Origin of the sequence: Paenibacillus paludis, assembly GCF_042610515.1 — a bacterium.
Classification (GTDB): domain Bacteria; phylum Bacillota; class Bacilli; order Paenibacillales; family Paenibacillaceae; genus Paenibacillus_AQ.
Genome location: NZ_JBGJZP010000015.1, coordinates 63,152 through 79,713, shown reverse-complemented (window position 1 = coordinate 79,713; position 16,562 = coordinate 63,152). Strand labels below are relative to the sequence as shown.

Annotated in this window: 14 protein-coding genes; all 14 read left to right on the top strand. The window is 50.2% G+C overall.

The window, feature by feature from the left end; translation table 11 throughout:
- The first annotated feature begins 104 nt into the window (after positions 1 to 104).
- The 14 genes from ACAN56_RS24420 to glnA all read left to right on the top strand — a co-directional run bounded on the left by ACAN56_RS24420 (position 105) and on the right by glnA (position 16,214).
- Positions 105 to 947 (top strand): SPFH domain-containing protein, encoded by an 843-nt coding sequence (locus ACAN56_RS24420; RefSeq protein ID WP_379146064.1) that lies wholly within the window; start codon positions 105 to 107, stop codon positions 945 to 947.
- Between the two features lie 12 nt (positions 948 to 959).
- Positions 960 to 1,130: a type II toxin-antitoxin system antitoxin gene (locus tag ACAN56_RS24415; RefSeq protein WP_038588362.1), complete on the top strand. Its 171-nt coding sequence runs from the start codon at positions 960 to 962 to the stop codon at positions 1,128 to 1,130.
- 495 nt (positions 1,131 to 1,625) lie between these two features.
- Complete coding sequence (gene thrS / locus ACAN56_RS24410; RefSeq protein WP_342439104.1) at positions 1,626 to 3,563, top strand: threonine--tRNA ligase; 1,938 nt, start codon at positions 1,626 to 1,628, stop codon at positions 3,561 to 3,563.
- A gap of 355 nt (positions 3,564 to 3,918) precedes the next feature.
- A complete protein-coding gene (locus ACAN56_RS24405) occupies positions 3,919 to 4,527 on the top strand; it encodes a 3D domain-containing protein (protein ID WP_379146126.1) in 609 nt (202 codons plus the stop codon).
- A 126-nt stretch (positions 4,528 to 4,653) separates the two neighbouring features.
- Positions 4,654 to 4,794: a hypothetical protein gene (locus ACAN56_RS24400; RefSeq protein WP_179091822.1), complete on the top strand. Its 141-nt coding sequence runs from the start codon at positions 4,654 to 4,656 to the stop codon at positions 4,792 to 4,794.
- Between the two features lie 275 nt (positions 4,795 to 5,069).
- A complete protein-coding gene (liaF, locus tag ACAN56_RS24395; RefSeq protein WP_379146063.1) occupies positions 5,070 to 6,158 on the top strand; it encodes a cell wall-active antibiotics response protein LiaF in 1,089 nt (362 codons plus the stop codon).
- A gap of 2 nt (positions 6,159 to 6,160) precedes the next feature.
- A complete protein-coding gene (locus ACAN56_RS24390) occupies positions 6,161 to 7,198 on the top strand; it encodes a HAMP domain-containing sensor histidine kinase (protein WP_038588372.1) in 1,038 nt (345 codons plus the stop codon).
- A 3-nt stretch (positions 7,199 to 7,201) separates the two neighbouring features.
- The gene (locus ACAN56_RS24385; protein ID WP_076113054.1) at positions 7,202 to 7,855 is read left to right on the top strand and encodes a response regulator; all 654 of its coding nucleotides are present in this window, start codon (positions 7,202 to 7,204) and stop codon (positions 7,853 to 7,855) included.
- A gap of 335 nt (positions 7,856 to 8,190) precedes the next feature.
- The gene (locus tag ACAN56_RS24380; RefSeq protein WP_038588378.1) at positions 8,191 to 9,843 is read left to right on the top strand and encodes a S1C family serine protease; all 1,653 of its coding nucleotides are present in this window, start codon (positions 8,191 to 8,193) and stop codon (positions 9,841 to 9,843) included.
- 122 nt (positions 9,844 to 9,965) lie between these two features.
- Positions 9,966 to 10,655 carry a response regulator transcription factor gene (locus tag ACAN56_RS24375; RefSeq protein ID WP_038588381.1) on the top strand — a complete coding sequence of 230 codons (690 nt, stop codon included), beginning with the start codon at positions 9,966 to 9,968 and terminating at the stop codon, positions 10,653 to 10,655.
- Between the two features lie 2 nt (positions 10,656 to 10,657).
- Positions 10,658 to 12,106 (top strand): sensor histidine kinase, encoded by a 1,449-nt coding sequence (locus ACAN56_RS24370; protein WP_379146060.1) that lies wholly within the window; start codon positions 10,658 to 10,660, stop codon positions 12,104 to 12,106.
- A gap of 58 nt (positions 12,107 to 12,164) precedes the next feature.
- Positions 12,165 to 13,121: a 4-hydroxy-3-methylbut-2-enyl diphosphate reductase gene (locus ACAN56_RS24365; RefSeq protein ID WP_038588386.1), complete on the top strand. Its 957-nt coding sequence runs from the start codon at positions 12,165 to 12,167 to the stop codon at positions 13,119 to 13,121.
- A 336-nt stretch (positions 13,122 to 13,457) separates the two neighbouring features.
- On the top strand, positions 13,458 to 14,504 hold the full coding sequence (gene aroF, locus ACAN56_RS24360; RefSeq protein WP_038588389.1) for a 3-deoxy-7-phosphoheptulonate synthase: 1,047 nt from the start codon (positions 13,458 to 13,460) through the stop codon (positions 14,502 to 14,504).
- Positions 14,505 to 14,789: 285 nt separating this feature from the next.
- Entirely contained in the window at positions 14,790 to 16,214 is a 1,425-nt protein-coding gene (gene glnA, locus ACAN56_RS24355; RefSeq protein ID WP_038588392.1) for a type I glutamate--ammonia ligase, read from the top strand.
- Positions 16,215 to 16,562: the final 348 nt, after the last annotated feature.

The following is a 16,562-nucleotide window of genomic DNA, read 5'->3' as shown; positions in this document are numbered from 1 at the left end:
GATATTTTTGGGGGATAAAAAAAGTAGGCGAGAAAGGGATTTACATATACAACCAAAAGTGATATCATAATCATATCAAATACATATCTTATGGAGGTATCTTTATGAAAGAGAAAACACTGCGCCCGGTCAGCGGTTTTTGGGTTATCGCTTTAATTGTCATTTGCTTAGGCGGAGGTATTTACGGTGCGTCTCAGGAGTATGTGGCAGTATCGCTCATCCTGTTCGCTCTAGCTGCTGTGCTGTGTACGAGTATTACAGTAGTTCAGCCTAACAAGTCAGTGGTAGTGACCTTCTTCGGACAATATGTCGGAACCATTTCAAGCAGCGGTTTATGGGCGGTTATCCCGTTCAGCATTCGCAAGACGGTATCGCTTCGTGTACGCAACTTCAACAGCGTCAAGCTGAAGGTGAATGATGTGGAAGGCAATCCGATCGAGATTGCCGCTGTCATTGTGTTTAAAGTGATCAATTCGGCCAAGGCGTTGTTTGATGTAGATAAATATATGGCTTTTGTGGAAATCCAGAGTGAGACGGCTCTGCGGCATGTAGCAAGCAAGTATCCCTATGACAATTTCAACGAATCAGGAATGTCACTGCGTGCCAATGCGGATGAAATTGCCAAGGAGCTGGCAACCGAATTGCAGGAGAGATTGTCCTTATCCGGTGTAGAGGTCATTGAAGCCCGGCTGACTCATCTGGCCTATTCTACGGAGATTGCCAGCACGATGCTCCAGCGCCAACAGGCATCCGCTATACTGTCTGCCCGCCAGATTATAGTGGAAGGCGCAGTTGGAATGGTGGATTTGGCCATCCGCCAGCTTAAAGAGAGCGGAGTCGTTGAGCTTGATGAAGAGCGCAAAGCGGCGATGATCAACAATCTGATGGTAGCGATTGTGTCGGAGCGCGGAGCGAGTCCGGTCATTAACGCCGGCTCGTTGTACTAGAGGCGGTTCATCATGGCGGCCAAAAAAAGCTTTCCGCTGCGGATCGATCCTGAGCTCCATGAGGCACTGGAACGCTGGGCGGCAGAGGAATTCCGCAGCGTAAACGGACATATTGAGTACCTGCTGCGTGAGTCTTTGAAGCGTTCGGGCCGCTTGCCGGGAAGTAAACGCCGGGAAGAATAATTCAGCTTGCGGAATTTCGGGCAGGCTGCAGGCTTGACGGAAGGTGAGGACAGATTTATAATTACTCCATAATTCACGTTATCAGCTCCGACAAAGACATGGACCGTTAGCTCAGGACCGCTTCAGAGAGAGGAAACAAGGCTGCAAGTTCCTCCGGTATCCGGCTTCCGATTTACCCCTTTGTAGCTGCGGTTATGAACTCCCGAATGCTGCTTGTTAAAGCCAGCCGCTGCGGGACAGTAAGAACCGCCGGTTCATGGCCGTTATTCCCATGCTGACGAAGGATGTAATCCCATAAATGGCTGCTTTTAATTTAAGGTAGTTAGCCGGGAGGAATCGAATTTGGGTGGAACCACGGGTGCAATCACTCGTCCCTTTGCGGGACGGGTGTTTTTTGTGTGCGTGGATCATTCCGTTCCGAAATAGGCTCGAAGTAGTTTTGCACGAAGAAAACTCAAGAAGTAAATGCTAACAAAACTTTTAGGAGGAATAACAATGTCAGTAAGTATCAAGCTACCGGACGGCTCGGTCCGGGAATACGCCGATGGCAGCAGCATCGATGATGTGGCCGCCTCCATTAGCAGCGGACTCCGCAAGAATGCCGCAGCGGGCAAAATGAACGGGATTGTCGTAGATTTGTCGACTCCACTGCAGGAAGACGCGCTGGTGGAAATTGTAACGCTGGATTCGCCGGAAGGCCTTGAAGTTATGCGCCACAGTACAGCCCACTTGATGGCCCAGGCGGTCAGACGTCTATTCGGCACAAAGGAAGTCAAGCTGGGAGTAGGTCCGGTAATTGAGGATGGCTTCTATTATGATATGGATCTGGAGCATCCGCTGAATCCTGAGGATCTGCTGAAGATCGAGAAGGAAATGGATCGCATCGTTTCCGAGAATCTGCCGATTGTACGCAAAGAAGTTAGCCGCAAGGAAGCGCTGGATCGCTTTGGCGAGCTGGGCGATCCTTACAAGCTGGAGCTGATCGAAGCGCTGCCTGAGGATAGCGTGATTACTATTTATGAGCAGGGCGAATTCTTTGACCTGTGCCGCGGCCCGCATCTGCCGTCTACTGCCAAGATCAAAGTGTTCAAGCTGATGAATGTGGCCGGTGCTTATTGGCGCGGCGACAGCAAGAACAAAATGCTTCAGCGCGTATACGGCACAGCCTGGCTTAAGAAAGCACAGCTGGACGAGCATCTGCATCTTCTGGAGGAAGCTAAGAAACGTGACCACCGGAAGCTGGGCAAGGAGCTGGAGATCTTTACATTTAACCAGCTGGTTGGACAAGGTCTGCCGATCTGGCTGCCGAAGGGCGCTAAGCTGCGCAGCATTCTGGAACGTTATATTGTGGATCTGGAAGCAAGCCTTGGCTATCAGCATGTGTACACTCCGGTGCTGGGCAACGTAGAACTCTACAAAACTTCCGGCCACTGGGAGCATTATCAGGAAGATATGTTCCCTAAGATGACAATTGACAACGAAGAATTTGTGCTTCGTCCGATGAACTGCCCGCATCACATGATGATCTATAAGAGCTCGATGCACAGCTACCGTGATCTGCCGATCCGTATTGCCGAGCTTGGCATTCAGCACCGTTACGAAATGTCCGGCGCATTGACCGGTCTGCACCGTGTACGCTCCATGACCTTGAATGACTCCCATATTTTCTGCCGCCTGGACCAGATCAAGAGCGAGTTCACACGCGTGCTAGAGCTGATCAAGCAGGTGTACAGCGATTTCGGGATTTCTGATTACCGGTTCCGGTTGTCCTACCGTGATCCTAAGGATACCGAGAAATATTTCCCTAACGATGAAATGTGGGAGACTGCTCAGCGGATGCTGCGCGAGGTTGTTGAAGAAGCGGGCCTGCCGTTCTTCGAAGCAGAGGGCGAAGCCGCCTTCTACGGTCCGAAGCTGGACGTTCAGATCAAAACAGTTCTGGGTAAGGAAGAAACATTGTCCACTGTGCAAATCGACTTCCTGCTGCCGGAGCGCTTTGAGCTTGAATATGTAGGCGATGATGGTCAGAAACATCGTCCGGTCGTGCTTCACCGCGGAATTCTCGGCACCATGGAGCGTTTCGTAGCGTTCCTTCTGGAGAATTTTGCCGGTTCGCTGCCGCTGTGGCTTTCCCCGCAGCAGGTGAAGATTATTCCGGTATCCTCTGCTTTTGACGAATATGCCAAAGAAGTGGAAGCGAAGCTGCTGAAGAGCGGCATCCGGGCTGAAGTGGATCTGCGCAACGAGAAGATGGGCTATAAGATCCGTGAAGCCCAGCTGGAAAAACTTCCTTATATGTTCGTCGTGGGAGAGAACGAGATGAACGCGGGATCCGTCTCCATCCGCAAGCGCGGAGAAGGCGATATCGGCGCCCAGCCGCTGCAGGAAGTTATTGAGTCCCTTGCCAAAGAGATCGCCGAGCGTGTAATTTAGTCACCTGATATGAACCTCTGTCATAGGCCCCATGAAGCCGGAACCTGGTGCTTCATGTATAAAATTTTGTGAAACGGGAAACCTTCGCTAATAGGGGGAGGTTTAACAAATGAACAAAATGGGCTTATGTCAGAGGTTTTGGTGTCTATTCGTTACCATCGTGCTTATGCTGGCTGCTGCGGATATTTATCCGGATTATGGACGCAAGTCGGTTGAGGCGAGCGGGACGGGAGACACTGCCAATCCGCTAAACGTCCGTACAACGGAGTCAGAGGCTTCTCAAAATACAAAGGATTCAGCTGTTTTTACAAGTGTTCGCAATACCAAGCCGTCAGAGGTGCTGGCTACCGGCCGCGTGATCCTGCATTCCCAGGAGACGATCTCCAGCGGAGCATCCTCACTCGGCGGCGCCTCAAGATCAACGCGCCCTGCCGCAACACAGGCGCCTCAGCCAGCGGAAGGAACGGAGAGCCGCAAGAAGACCAATGCTGCTTCTAAGCTGCCGGCCACCGTGCCTGTAGCCGCACCGGCGCCGGAGCAGATCATCACTTCGCTAAAGGTCATGGCAACCGGCTATACGGCCGGATTTGAGTCTACAGGCAAAACCTCAAAGCATCCGCAATACGGGATCACGTATTCAGGTGTCAAGGTACGCAGGGACAAAAATGCCGTCTCCACCATCGCAGCGGACCCGAAGGTTCTGCCGCTGGGCAGCATCCTTTATATTCCGGGTTATGGCTACGCTGTTGTTGCAGATACCGGATCGGCGATTAAAGGACGGAAGATTGACTTATATTTTTCCACTACCAAGCAGGTGTATAAGGAGTGGGGCAAAAAAACAGTTGTGGTCCAGCTCATCAAACGCGGTAACGGGAAATGCACGGAGAGCATGCTGAAGAGTCTCAGCCGGGCGATCCAGACATACAAGACCGTTCCGCAAGACCTGCTGGAGGAAATCGTTTAAACGCAATTACGGATGTTAGGAAGTTTGAATTCTTTTTCACTTGGGTATGCATAATACAGCCCTTCACTTCCCATAATACGGACTGGGGCAAAACACTTGCCTCTTCCGAAAAGGGAGGTGAATTCCGTGGCTAAAAAACCAAAGGTACAAGAAAACTACAAAACACCGAATGAAAAATACAATGCTGAGTTTGCTGTCGAGAATGACGGCGCAACAAAGCAAAGCAACAACACGTTGTCCAAACCGGCCCAAAAACCGCAGCAGTAATGCGGTGATGGACTCTGGGTTACATCTAAAAGCCATGAAACAGGCTGTCCCGATCACGCTCATATTGAGCTGAGGGGCAGCTTTTTTTGCGGCTTTAAAGAGTAGCCATTGAAATAATCCATGAAATTTCTTACTATTAATACCAATGGACTCCGTCCAGAGACTGAGGCTTATTTACTTCTCGCGCCGCTGTTCCCCGCACCAGTATTCCTGTAGACTAAGGCTATAAGAAACGGATCACATGATTGCTATAACAACTAAAGGGGAAATGGATTATGAAAAGAAGGTTCACCAGCCAGGTACTTGGCGGTCTGATCCTGATTGGACTCGGCGCAGTGTTCCTGCTGAGGCAGATGGGTTATACCGATTTCAGCATAGGATCACTAATTTCTGACTACTGGCCGGTTATTCTCATTTATATGGGTGTGCAGCGTTTACTATCCACCGACGACCATCAATCTAAATTTTCATCAGCGCTTGGCGGATTTTTCTTTCTGGCGCTCGGGGTCTTTTTTCTGGGGCGCAACTTGGACTGGTTCGATGTTTCAGCAGGCGACTTCTTTAAATTGCTGATACCCGTCATGCTGATCGGCGGAGGACTGTTTGTGATCTTCAAGCCGCGCAATGCTACACCACCGGTACCTCCCGTTCCGCCAGCACCGCCAGCGCCGCCAAGCTTCTACCCGCCGGGCCAGGGTTCACCGGATGCCCCGCCTCCAAAGCCGCTGGAATCGACGCTGGATGAGCAGTTTGAGCAGAAGTTCGGCAAACCTGCCGGAGAGCGTGACTGGAATGAATATTTAAATAAAGACACTAATGAAGAAGAGATTGACCCTAAGGATGGCCGTTTTCAATCGGCTGCGGAATCGCGCTGGCAGGAGAACCGTGAACGTCATGAACGCAGACGGCAGGAGCGCCAGGACCGGCATGCCCGCAGACACGGCGAGTGGCATGGGGAGTTTCACCAGACAGAGGATCATAAGGAAACGACGAACCGGTCTGCTTTTATCGGAGATGTCCATATGGGACGTGAGCATTTTCAATTGAAGCATACCAACGTTTCGCAATTTATCGGTGACACGGTGCTGGACCTGACCAATGCGCAAATTCCTTACGGGGAGACGAAGATTAATATTTCCGCGTTTGTCGGCGACATCAAAGTGTATATTCCGGATGATATGAATCTTGGGGTATCTGTGACCAGCAGTTCCTTTATCGGTGACATGCAGGTACTGGAGCAGTCGCGCAGCGGGTTTATGAGCAATGTGCAGTGCAAGACACCTTATTACAAGGAAGCAGGCAAAAAGGTCCGTATTAACGTGAGTGCTTTCATCGGCGACATTAAAGTCAAAACGGTAGGTTAAGGATGGGGACGATCTTTAGCAATACCAAATGGATGCTGCTTGTTTATTTCCTGCTCAGCGGAGGTTTGGCTGCCGGACTTGTGTATGCCGGAACATGCTTGGGCTATATCGAAGTTGTAGATTACCGTATGTGGGTGTACCTGTGTGTTGGGATTGTACTGTTCACCGTGGTTATCGGCTATGTGGCGGGACAGCGGATTCAGCGCCGGATCGATCATCTGGATCTGAACATGCTGCAGGTGGCCAAAGGCAATCTGTCTGTACGGATGCCTGAGAGTGATGATCAGTCCTTTGCGCGTGTCTACCATGAATTTAACATTATGATGGACACCGTGGAGAACAAGATGCAATTGCTGCAGCGGCTCGGGGAACAGGAAGTGATTGAAAAAGAAAAGGCGGCGGAGAGCGCGGTACTGGAAGAGCGGAGGCGAATGGCCCGGGATCTGCATGATACGGTGAGCCAGCAGCTTTTTGCGATTCATATGTCCGCTTCTTCGCTGCCTAAAGTTCTGGAACGCAATGAAGAGCAGGGCCAGATAGTGATGAACCAGTTAATTACGATGTCCCAAATGGCGCAAAAGCAGATGAGAGCGCTGATTGCGCAGCTGCGTCCGGTGGAACTGGAAGGCCGTAATCTGTTTGAGGCGCTGGAGAAATGGTTTCCGGACTATTGCCGCCAGAATGGGCTCAAAGGCGTGAAGGAGCTTGAACTGCAGGGCGAATTGTCGGAAGCGATCGAGCATCAGCTGTTCCTGATTATTCAGGAGTCGATGGCCAATATCGTCAAACATGCAGGAGCAAGGGTGGTCAGCCTGTCGTTGCGCGAAGTGCCGAGGCAGGTCGTACTGAGCATCAGCGATGACGGTCAGGGCTTTGAGCATGTGCAGCACAAGCAGGGGTCCTACGGGCTCACCACGATGCGCGAGCGTGCGGAAAAGCTTGGCGGCCAAGTGGAAATTATCAGCCGCAAGGGAGCGGGAACGACGATCCGCGTACATATTCCAAAGTTTGTGCAGGGCTATCAGGAACAGGGGGAGTAAAACATGAGTCTTATAAAAGTGCTGCTTGTGGATGATCATGATATGGTGCGGATGGGGCTCAAAACGTATCTGATGCTGGAGCCCAGTTTCGAGGTTATCGGCGAAGCGGCGAATGGCCAGGAAGCGCTGGAAATGCTGAAAGCCGGCGGACAGGACGGTCTGCCTGATCTCGTGCTGATGGATCTGATGATGCCGGTGATGAACGGTGCCGAAACGACGAGGGCCGTCCTAGCCGAATTCCCCGGGCTTAAAATTGTCATCCTCACCAGCTTCCTGGAAGATGATCTGGTCGTAGACGCCATTGAAGCCGGAGCTGTCAGCTACGTGCTCAAAACTGTCTCGGCCGAGGAACTGATCTACGCACTGCAAGGAGCGTACCGCGGGATGCCGGTCATGACCGGCGATGTCTCACAGGCGCTGACCCGCGGCATCCGCCAGCGGACCGTACAGGGGGATTCCTCCGGCCTAACCGAGCGTGAGAAGGAAGTGCTGCTGCTTATTGCCGAAGGCAAAACCAACAAGGACATCGGCGAGGAGCTGCATATCAGCATCAAGACGGTGAAGACACATGTCAGCAACCTGCTGATGAAATGCGAACTGGACGACCGCACACAGCTGGCGATTTACGCCCACCGCAAGGGCTGGGCGCAGGGATAAAGGAAATGGATTCATTACAATGGCTTTATAGGAATCTATCAGTAAATAGGACCTGACTATTTACTGGATGGCAGAATGAAGCTTGATCATAATAAGATGTTGTTAGAGGCCGGCGCGGCAATGTGCGCGCGGGCCTTTTTGTTTTTTTATATCCTGAAGTTACAGATACAACAGCTTTGGTTGTTATTCCTCTGCTACGATGTCTGAACCCTATTATCTTTTATCTCCGCTTAAATTGTTTTTAATGTGACCTTAAGGTTTAAAGTACAAAATAAGAACAAGAGAACAACACAATACTCCTTGTCGAACAGGCAAGGCACGGGAGGAACGTAAACATGGACGATAACAAAAACAACTTCAATCGTGATAATGAACCTTCACCGGATCGGGAATGGGATAATACTAAGAACAATGACAGCAGCAATGATAACCAATCAACCGATTCAGGATCCTCATACTACTATTCCTATGGACCTTTTAAATCTTTGAACAAAGACGAGATGAATCCGGATGATGTACAGCATTACAACCGGATGGAGTCGGAGCGGGTAGAGGTCACTCCTCCGCAGCCGATCAAACCGGCCCCTTACAGCACTTCACTTCGCACTACCGGAAATGACGGCGGTGGACGTGGCGGCAATGGCGGCAACGGTTCGGATGGCGGCAACGGCTGGCAGTATAACCGCAAGCCCCAGAGACCGGTAAAAACCGCCTTGATTTCTTTCCTCGCCGGGATGGTCGTGCTGTCAGGCTCGATGTTCATGGCAGACCGCGGTAACTGGTTCACAGGTGGTGAACAGGCGGCAACAGCTACAGTGGCCAGCCCGGCAGCCAAGACGGCAGTCGGCAATGCCAATATTACTCCTTCGACGTCCACCACGGCACTTGTTACCGGATCAGGTGATGTGTCGAGTGTAGTAGATGGAGTTGGACCGGCAGTCGTCAAAATCGAGACATTGGTCAAAACAGGCTCTGGCAGAAGCTCAACCAATCCAAACACGAGCGATCCGTTCTCACAATTTTTCTTCGGTGATCAATTCGGAGGCAGTGGATCTTCCGGGACGGACCAGAATTCCCAGTCGGAACCAGAGTCGGATTCATCCCAGCTAACTCCTTACGGTATTGGAACAGGCTTCATTTATGATTCGGCCGGATATATACTGACTAACCAGCATGTTGTTGATAATGCAGATGTTATTCAAGTAACTGTTGATGGAACCACCAAACCTTATGAGGCGAAACTGCTCGGCGCCAGCAAAGATCTGGATTTGGCAGTGCTGAAGATCGAAGGGGCAGACTTCCCTACAGTGGCTCTTGGAGATTCAGACAGCATCAAGGTAGGCTCTGAAGTTGTCGCGATCGGCAACCCGCAAGGTTTTGATCATACAGTCACTGCTGGTGTGCTGAGTGCGAAGGACCGCAGCATTGATATTAACGAAGAAGACGGCAGCGGGACACGCAATTACAAAAACCTGCTTCAAACCGATGCATCGATCAACCCTGGTAACTCCGGCGGACCGCTGCTTAACATGAGCGGCCAGGTTATCGGAATGAACGTTGCCGTAAGCACGCAGTCTCAAGGTATCGGATTTGCCATTGCGGTCAACACCATCAAAGAGGTAGTAGACAAACTTGAAGCCAACCAGGAAATTCCGAAAGAACCTGTTCCATTTATCGGTGCCTCGCTCATGACCATTACAGATGAAGTGGCGAAACAAATGGGCACTGACATCAAAGAAGGATCTGTAGTTGCTGAGATTGTCTTTAAATCACCGGCTTATTCCGCCGACCTGCGTCCTTATGACATCATTACAGGTGTGAACGGAACGAAATATGCAACCAGCCAGGATCTGATTACTTATATCCAATCCTTGAAGGTTGGAGATAAGGTCACCATGAATGTGGTCCGTGACGGCAAAACGCTGGAGCTTCCGGTTACCATCGGCAACAAAAATGATTTTGACACCACCAAAACTCAGAAGCAGTAAATACACCGGACGGTAAAGTGAACAGCGGAAGGGGGAACCCTTCCGTTTTTGCTGCACAGGGCGCTGGGCCGCGCATTCATGCTACAATAGAGATAAACGATTTAGACAATGGGGGCTGCTTGATGCGACCGAATATTCTAATTATTGATGACGATGAAAAAATTATTTCCATGCTGCGCCGTGGTCTTGCCTTTGAGGGTTATGATGTTAAAACTGCGGCTAATGGGGCCGATGGACTGCGTGCTGTTCTGAACAGCGATCCCGATGTAGTCATACTCGATGTGATGATGCCGCAGGTAGACGGCTTTGAGGTCTGCCGTCGTTTGCGGGAAGGCGGAAGCAATGTGCCTGTACTGATGCTGACAGCCAAGGATGAAATCGAACACCGGGTCAAAGGGCTGGATCTCGGAGCAGATGATTATCTGGTAAAGCCTTTTGCGCTGGAGGAGCTGCTGGCCCGGGTGCGCGCACTGCTTCGCCGTAAGAGCGAGCAGGGAGGCGGCACAGATCAGGCAGTGTCGTATGAGGATATTACGCTGGATGTGGACTCGCGTGAAGTGACTCGCGCCGGCAAACGTCTGGAGCTGACGGCCAAGGAGTTTGAACTGTTGCATTTGTTCATGCAGAATCCGAAGCGCGTATTGTCACGCGACCTGATTATGGATAAAATTTGGGGCTATGATTACAGCGGGGAGTCCAATGTGCTTGAGGTCTATATTGCCATGCTGCGCCAGAAGACGGAGGAGCACGGCGGCAAACGTTTGATCCAGACGATCCGGGGAGCCGGTTACATTCTAAGAGGTGACAATTAAACATGTCTATTAAATTGCGGCTGACAGCCTGGTATTCAGGAATTTTGGCCGTTATGCTGCTGGCTTTATCAGCCGCAATTTACGGTTTTGTCTATTTTAATACGTATGGTGATTTGAAGGACCGGCTTAAACTGCAGGCACAGCAGGTTCAACCCGACATGGGCTTGAACAATGACGGTACTTTGGGGCCGGTGCTTAGAGGGCCTGCAGGACAAAGTTTATTTGCCCAAGTGTATATTTATGACCTGGAAAAGCTGATTCTCAGCACGAACATGACACAGATCAATCTGGAATTCAAATATCCTGCGAAAGAAAACATCCAGAAACAGCAAGGATTCTCTCAGTCCTATTATGGCGGGAATCCCTTTCTGATCTACCAGCAGGCAGTTGATGTTGCTACTAGCAGCGGCAATCATGCAGGTGTACTTCAGGTTGCAGTATATATTGGGGAACAAGTGACAATGCTGACCCGGCTCAAGAACATCCTGCTCGTCGGCTCTTTTGCCACGCTGATCGCAGCCTTCACCTTCGGCCTGTTCCTGGCCCGTAAATCCATGAGCCCGATCGGCATGGTCATTGAAGCTGCGAACGGAATTCAGACGGGAACCGATCTGAGCTCCCGCATTGAATATGACGGTCCGCCGGATGAAATCGGGCGGCTGATTGAAACGGTCAACAGCATGCTGGGGCGGATGGAGGATTTCTATAAGGATCTTGAGGATTCGTATGCAACCCAGCGCCGGTTTGTATCCGACGCCTCGCATGAGCTGCGGACTCCGCTTACCACGATTCGCGGGAACATCGACCTGCTGCAAAAAATATGGGAGATGGAGCCGGGCGAGAGCAGAATGACCGAGGCGGAAATCCGCCAGCTCTCTATGGAGTCGGTGAAGGATATTGCCGATGAATCGCAGCGCATGAGCCGGCTGGTCGCAGATATGCTCTCATTGGCACGTTCCGATACCGGGCGGACCTTTGATAAGGAGCCGGTAGCGCTTGAGCCGATGATGACTGAGGTCGCCCGCCGGGCGTCCTTCCTGCCGCGGCAGGCGGAATGGTCTGTAGGGGCTATGGGGCATCTGAACGGCAAATATATTGTCGGCAACAAGGATTATCTGCAGCAGATGTTATTCATTTTTATCGATAATGCCTTCAAATACACACCTTCCGGAGTAGTGACGCTGGACGCTGTCTTTTATCAGAGCCAGGTGGGGATCCGCATCACGGATACCGGAATCGGGATGGACAAGGATGAGGTGCCGCATATCTTTGACCGGTTCTACCGGGCCGATGAGTCGCGGGGTATTACGGAAGGAATTGGTCTCGGGCTGTCCATCGCCAAGTGGATTATTGATGAGCATGGCGGTTCAGTGGAGGTCGTTACCCGCCAGGGCGAGGGGACTACTTTTGTCATCTGGCTGCCCCTTCTCTTTGCTCCGCCGCTGGAATAGGGTATAATTAGGCAGGTCCTATTACAGCCGTCATTGACAGCAGAAAGCCGGTGAATTCATGGAAGTTATCAAAATATCTCCCCGGGGCTATTGCTACGGTGTCGTCGACGCCATGGTAATGGCACGGCAGGCCGCACAAAATCTTGATCTGCCCCGGCCGATTTATATACTGGGCATGATTGTTCATAATAGTCATGTTACCAATTCTTTTGAGGATGACGGAATTATAACTCTAGACGGGCATAACCGTCTGGATATTCTCGATAAAGTCGACAGTGGTACCGTTATCTTCACCGCACACGGCGTTTCGCCGGAGGTGCGCAAGATGGCCCGCGCCAAGGGGCTGACGACCGTAGATGCCACCTGCCCCGATGTGACCAAAACGCATGACCTCATCAAGGAGAAGGCAGAGGAAGGCTACGAGATTATTTATATTGGCAAGAAGGGCCATCCGGAGCCGGAAGGCGCTGTTGGTATTGCCCCGGAGCATGTCCACCTGATTGAGAAGGAAGAAGAGATTGCAGGGTTGTCTGTGCCTTCTTCCCGTATCGTTATTACGAACCAGACCACAATGAGCCAGTGGGATATTAAAAATATCATGAAAAAGCTGCTGGAGAAGTTCCCCGGCGCTGAGGTGCACAACGAGATCTGTATGGCTACCCAGGTACGGCAGGAAGCTGTAGCGGAGCAGGCTGGTCAATGTGATCTGGTCATCGTTGTTGGCGACCCTAGAAGCAATAACTCCAACCGTCTGGCACAGGTGTCAGAAGAGATCGCAGGCGTGCCTGCCCACCGTATTTCCGACGTGTCGGAACTGAATACAGAGTGGCTCAAGGGAGTATCCAAGGTAGGGGTAACGTCCGGCGCTTCGACGCCTACACCGATTACGAAGGAAGTTATCAGTTACCTGGAGCAGTATGATCCGGCGCTTCCGGAGACATGGGAAATCAAACGTACGGTGAATATGGCGAAGCTGCTGCCTCCGGTGAAGAACAAGACTGCGAGCGCTACCTAAGGTTTGTCCCGGCATTTGAACTTATAAATTAGGTGAATATGAAGCACACAGATTCCGGCAGCGGAACCTGTGTGCTCTTTGTTATTGGATAGATATCCCTTTTATTATTCCATGCTGTACCAGCTGATTTTCCAATGTGCACCAGAGATATAGCTTCATGAATACTAATAAATGGTAACTAATGCAGCTGGAAGCGTAATTGAAGGTTGACGAAAAGAACAAAATGCGGTAAAATTACTTTAGTGCTTAAAAGCGTACACGCGTCGTAGCGTGATAGTGTTGTGTGATTTGTAAGGTAACATTTGCTAAATAATTGCCTAAAAGGGGAGCTATAATATGATCGTTATTACATCCAATCAAACACCGCAAGAGCAGGTAAATGATATTATTGCCGTTATCGAAAAGGAAGGGCTGCAGGTTCATCTCTCCCGGGGGGCGGATCATACGGTTATCGGCCTGATCGGTGGTGTCACACCAAAGCTTGCCGAGCATTTGCGCCAGATGAAAGGGGTGGAGAACGTAGTGAAAATCTCCAAATCCTATAAGCTGGCGAGCCGCGATTTCCATCCGGAGGATACGGTTATCGATATCCGCGGCGTGAAGATCGGCGGGGAAAATCTTGTCATTATGGGTGGGCCTTGTGCCGTTGAATCCCCGGAGCAGATTGACGAAATCGCCCGGCTGGTGAAAGCTTCCGGAGGCCAAGTATTGCGTGGAGGCGCGTTCAAGCCGCGTACCGGACCTTACAGCTTCCAGGGTGTCGGTGTAGAAGGACTGACAATGATGGCAGAAGCCGGCAAGCGGCATGGTCTGCTGACCATTACCGAGGTCATGACACCGGAGTATGTGGATATTTGTGCGGAGCATGCTGATATACTGCAGGTGGGCACACGCAATATGCAGAATTTCGACCTCTTGCGCAAGCTGGGCACCTGCGGACGTCCGGTATTACTTAAACGCGGCTTCAGTGCTACTTATGATGAGCTCCTCAATGCGGCTGAATACATTCTGGCCGGCGGTAACCGTGATGTCATGCTTTGTGAGCGCGGAATCCGCACCTTTGAAACCTACACCCGCAACACGCTGGATTTGTCAGCAATTCCGGTGCTTCAGAACCTCAGCCATCTTCCGGTGATTTCTGACCCGAGCCATGGTACAGGACGGCGTGAACTGGTTGCACCGATGGCCAAAGCTTCTGTTGCTGCGGGAGCCAACGGTCTTATTATCGAAATGCATACCGATCCCGACAATTCCATGACAGGCGATGGGGTCCAGTCTCTGTTCCCTGAGCAGTTTGACACCCTGCTGAGAGATCTGGAGAAGCTTGCTCCGCTGGTGGGACGCAAGTTCTCGGAGTCTCTTGAGCCTGCCCCGATTCTTTAGTACAAGAAGCAGAAATCAGCCTTTAGGCCGTCCTCTTCTCGCTTACGGGCGTAGGGAGAGGACGGTTTTTATGTATCGTATTGAATGAATGTGACATAGGAAATAGAGAAAGTTGCTTTTTTCACTAAAGCGTTAGAATATCTTACATTGTCTTCAAAAATACCTGACATAAGCATTGACGATGTTAGGTTTGAGATTTATAATGACGACAGCAAAAAAATTATAAACAAGAACATTTGATACTGTGAGCGGCCTAATGTTCGGAAATTGGGGAGGAATATATTCATGTCGGTTGAAAAAGTGTTGCAGACGATCAAGGAAAACAATATCGAGTGGGTGGATTTTCGTTTTGTAGATTTGGGTGGACGTGCTCACCATATCTCATTGCCAGCATCCGCAGTGGAAGCAGAAACATTTGAAAATGGTGTTGCGTTTGACGGTTCTTCCATCAAAGGATTCCGCGGTATTGAAGAATCTGACATGGTAATGATGCCTGATCCAAGCACTACATATATCGATCCTTTTACAGCTCATCCGACGCTGAACATCATGTGCGATATTTTCACCCCTGATGGTGAACGTTACGAGCGCGACCCTCGTGGTATTGCAGTGAAAGCAGAAGAATTCCTGCAAGCAAGCGGTGTGGGTACAGCAGCTTTCTTCGCACCAGAATCCGAGTTCTTTATCTTCGACGATGTGCGTTATGAGAGCGGAATGAACAGTTCTTCCTACTTTGTAGATTCCGAAGAAGCGGTATGGAATACCAACCGTAAAGACGAAGGCGGGAACCTGGGATTCAAAGTTGGCGTTAAAGGCGGTTATGTTCCAGTAGCGCCAGTGGATTCCCAACAGGATATCCGCAGTGAAATGTGCCGTTTGCTGGCTGAAGCCGGACTTGAAATTGAACGTCATCACCATGAAGTGGCAACTGCAGGCCAAGCGGAAATCAACTTCCGTTTTGATACCTTGAAGAAAACAGCTGATAATCTGCTGACTTACAAATATATTGTGCAAAACACTGCACGCCAATACGGAAAAGTGGCAACATTCATGCCAAAACCGCTGTTCGGCGATAATGGTAGCGGTATGCACGTTCACCAATCTATCTTTAACGGCGACGCTCCTTTGTTCTACGAAAAAGGCGCTTATGCCAACCTGAGTGAGATGGCCTTGCACTATATCGGCGGTATCCTGTATCATGCTCCGGCACTGATCGCGCTGACTAACCCAAGCACTAACTCGTTCAAACGTCTGGTTCCTGGTTATGAAGCACCGGTTAACCTGGTTTACTCCAAAGGTAACCGTTCCGCTGCTGTTCGTATCCCGGTAGCTGCTGTGACACCTAAAGGCTGTCGCATCGAATTCCGTACACCGGATTCCACAGCCAACCCTTACCTGGCATTTTCAGCTATGCTGATGGCCGGTCTGGACGGAATCAAGAAGAAGATCAACCCGGAAGAAATGGGTTACGGTCCTCTGGACAAGAACATCTACGAACTGTCCGATGCAGACAAAGAAAAAATCCGCAGCGTTCCGGGCAGCCTGAGCGAAGCGCTTGATTCTCTGGAAGCTGATTACGAATTCCTTACTGAAGGCGGCGTATTCACTAAAGACTTCATCGATAACTATATCGCTCTGAAACGTTCTGAAGCTCAAGAAGTTGCGATTCGTGTACATCCGCATGAATACTCCCTGTACTTCGACCTATAAGTTAGCTTAATTTTTGTTAAGAAGCCCCCGGGTATCCCGGGGGCTTCTTTGTGGTCTATTTCTCTTAATCAATGTCCCAAAATTAAAAACAATTTACGAAAAAAACGAAAAGTTTCGTTGATATATCATTATTTTACATAGTTTGAGTGCATTTAGCATGAGCTTATATGTAATGTGATTGGTTTAAGGCGTTTTTTGATAAGAAAACTCAAGATTTTGAGGTTTATTTGAGTGAATTTGATCAATAATGTGAATTACCGAAAATAGTTTCGGACGAATTAGTGCGGTTATTATTGATTGGTGTAAGTGATCCCCCTATGTAATAAATTTGTTTATTCCTTGATATAT

Coding starts and splice junctions, on each gene's coding strand:
- ACAN56_RS24375 (WP_038588381.1), top strand. CDS start 9,966: ATGCGACCGAATATTCTAATTATTGATGACGATGAAAAAATTATTTCC.
- liaF (WP_379146063.1), top strand. CDS start 5,070: ATGAAAAGAAGGTTCACCAGCCAGGTACTTGGCGGTCTGATCCTGATT.
- thrS (WP_342439104.1), top strand. CDS start 1,626: ATGTCAGTAAGTATCAAGCTACCGGACGGCTCGGTCCGGGAATACGCC.
- glnA (WP_038588392.1), top strand. CDS start 14,790: ATGTCGGTTGAAAAAGTGTTGCAGACGATCAAGGAAAACAATATCGAG.
- ACAN56_RS24365 (WP_038588386.1), top strand. CDS start 12,165: ATGGAAGTTATCAAAATATCTCCCCGGGGCTATTGCTACGGTGTCGTC.
- ACAN56_RS24370 (WP_379146060.1), top strand. CDS start 10,658: ATGTCTATTAAATTGCGGCTGACAGCCTGGTATTCAGGAATTTTGGCC.
- ACAN56_RS24420 (WP_379146064.1), top strand. CDS start 105: ATGAAAGAGAAAACACTGCGCCCGGTCAGCGGTTTTTGGGTTATCGCT.
- aroF (WP_038588389.1), top strand. CDS start 13,458: ATGATCGTTATTACATCCAATCAAACACCGCAAGAGCAGGTAAATGAT.
- ACAN56_RS24415 (WP_038588362.1), top strand. CDS start 960: ATGGCGGCCAAAAAAAGCTTTCCGCTGCGGATCGATCCTGAGCTCCAT.
- ACAN56_RS24390 (WP_038588372.1), top strand. CDS start 6,161: ATGGGGACGATCTTTAGCAATACCAAATGGATGCTGCTTGTTTATTTC.
- ACAN56_RS24380 (WP_038588378.1), top strand. CDS start 8,191: ATGGACGATAACAAAAACAACTTCAATCGTGATAATGAACCTTCACCG.
- ACAN56_RS24385 (WP_076113054.1), top strand. CDS start 7,202: ATGAGTCTTATAAAAGTGCTGCTTGTGGATGATCATGATATGGTGCGG.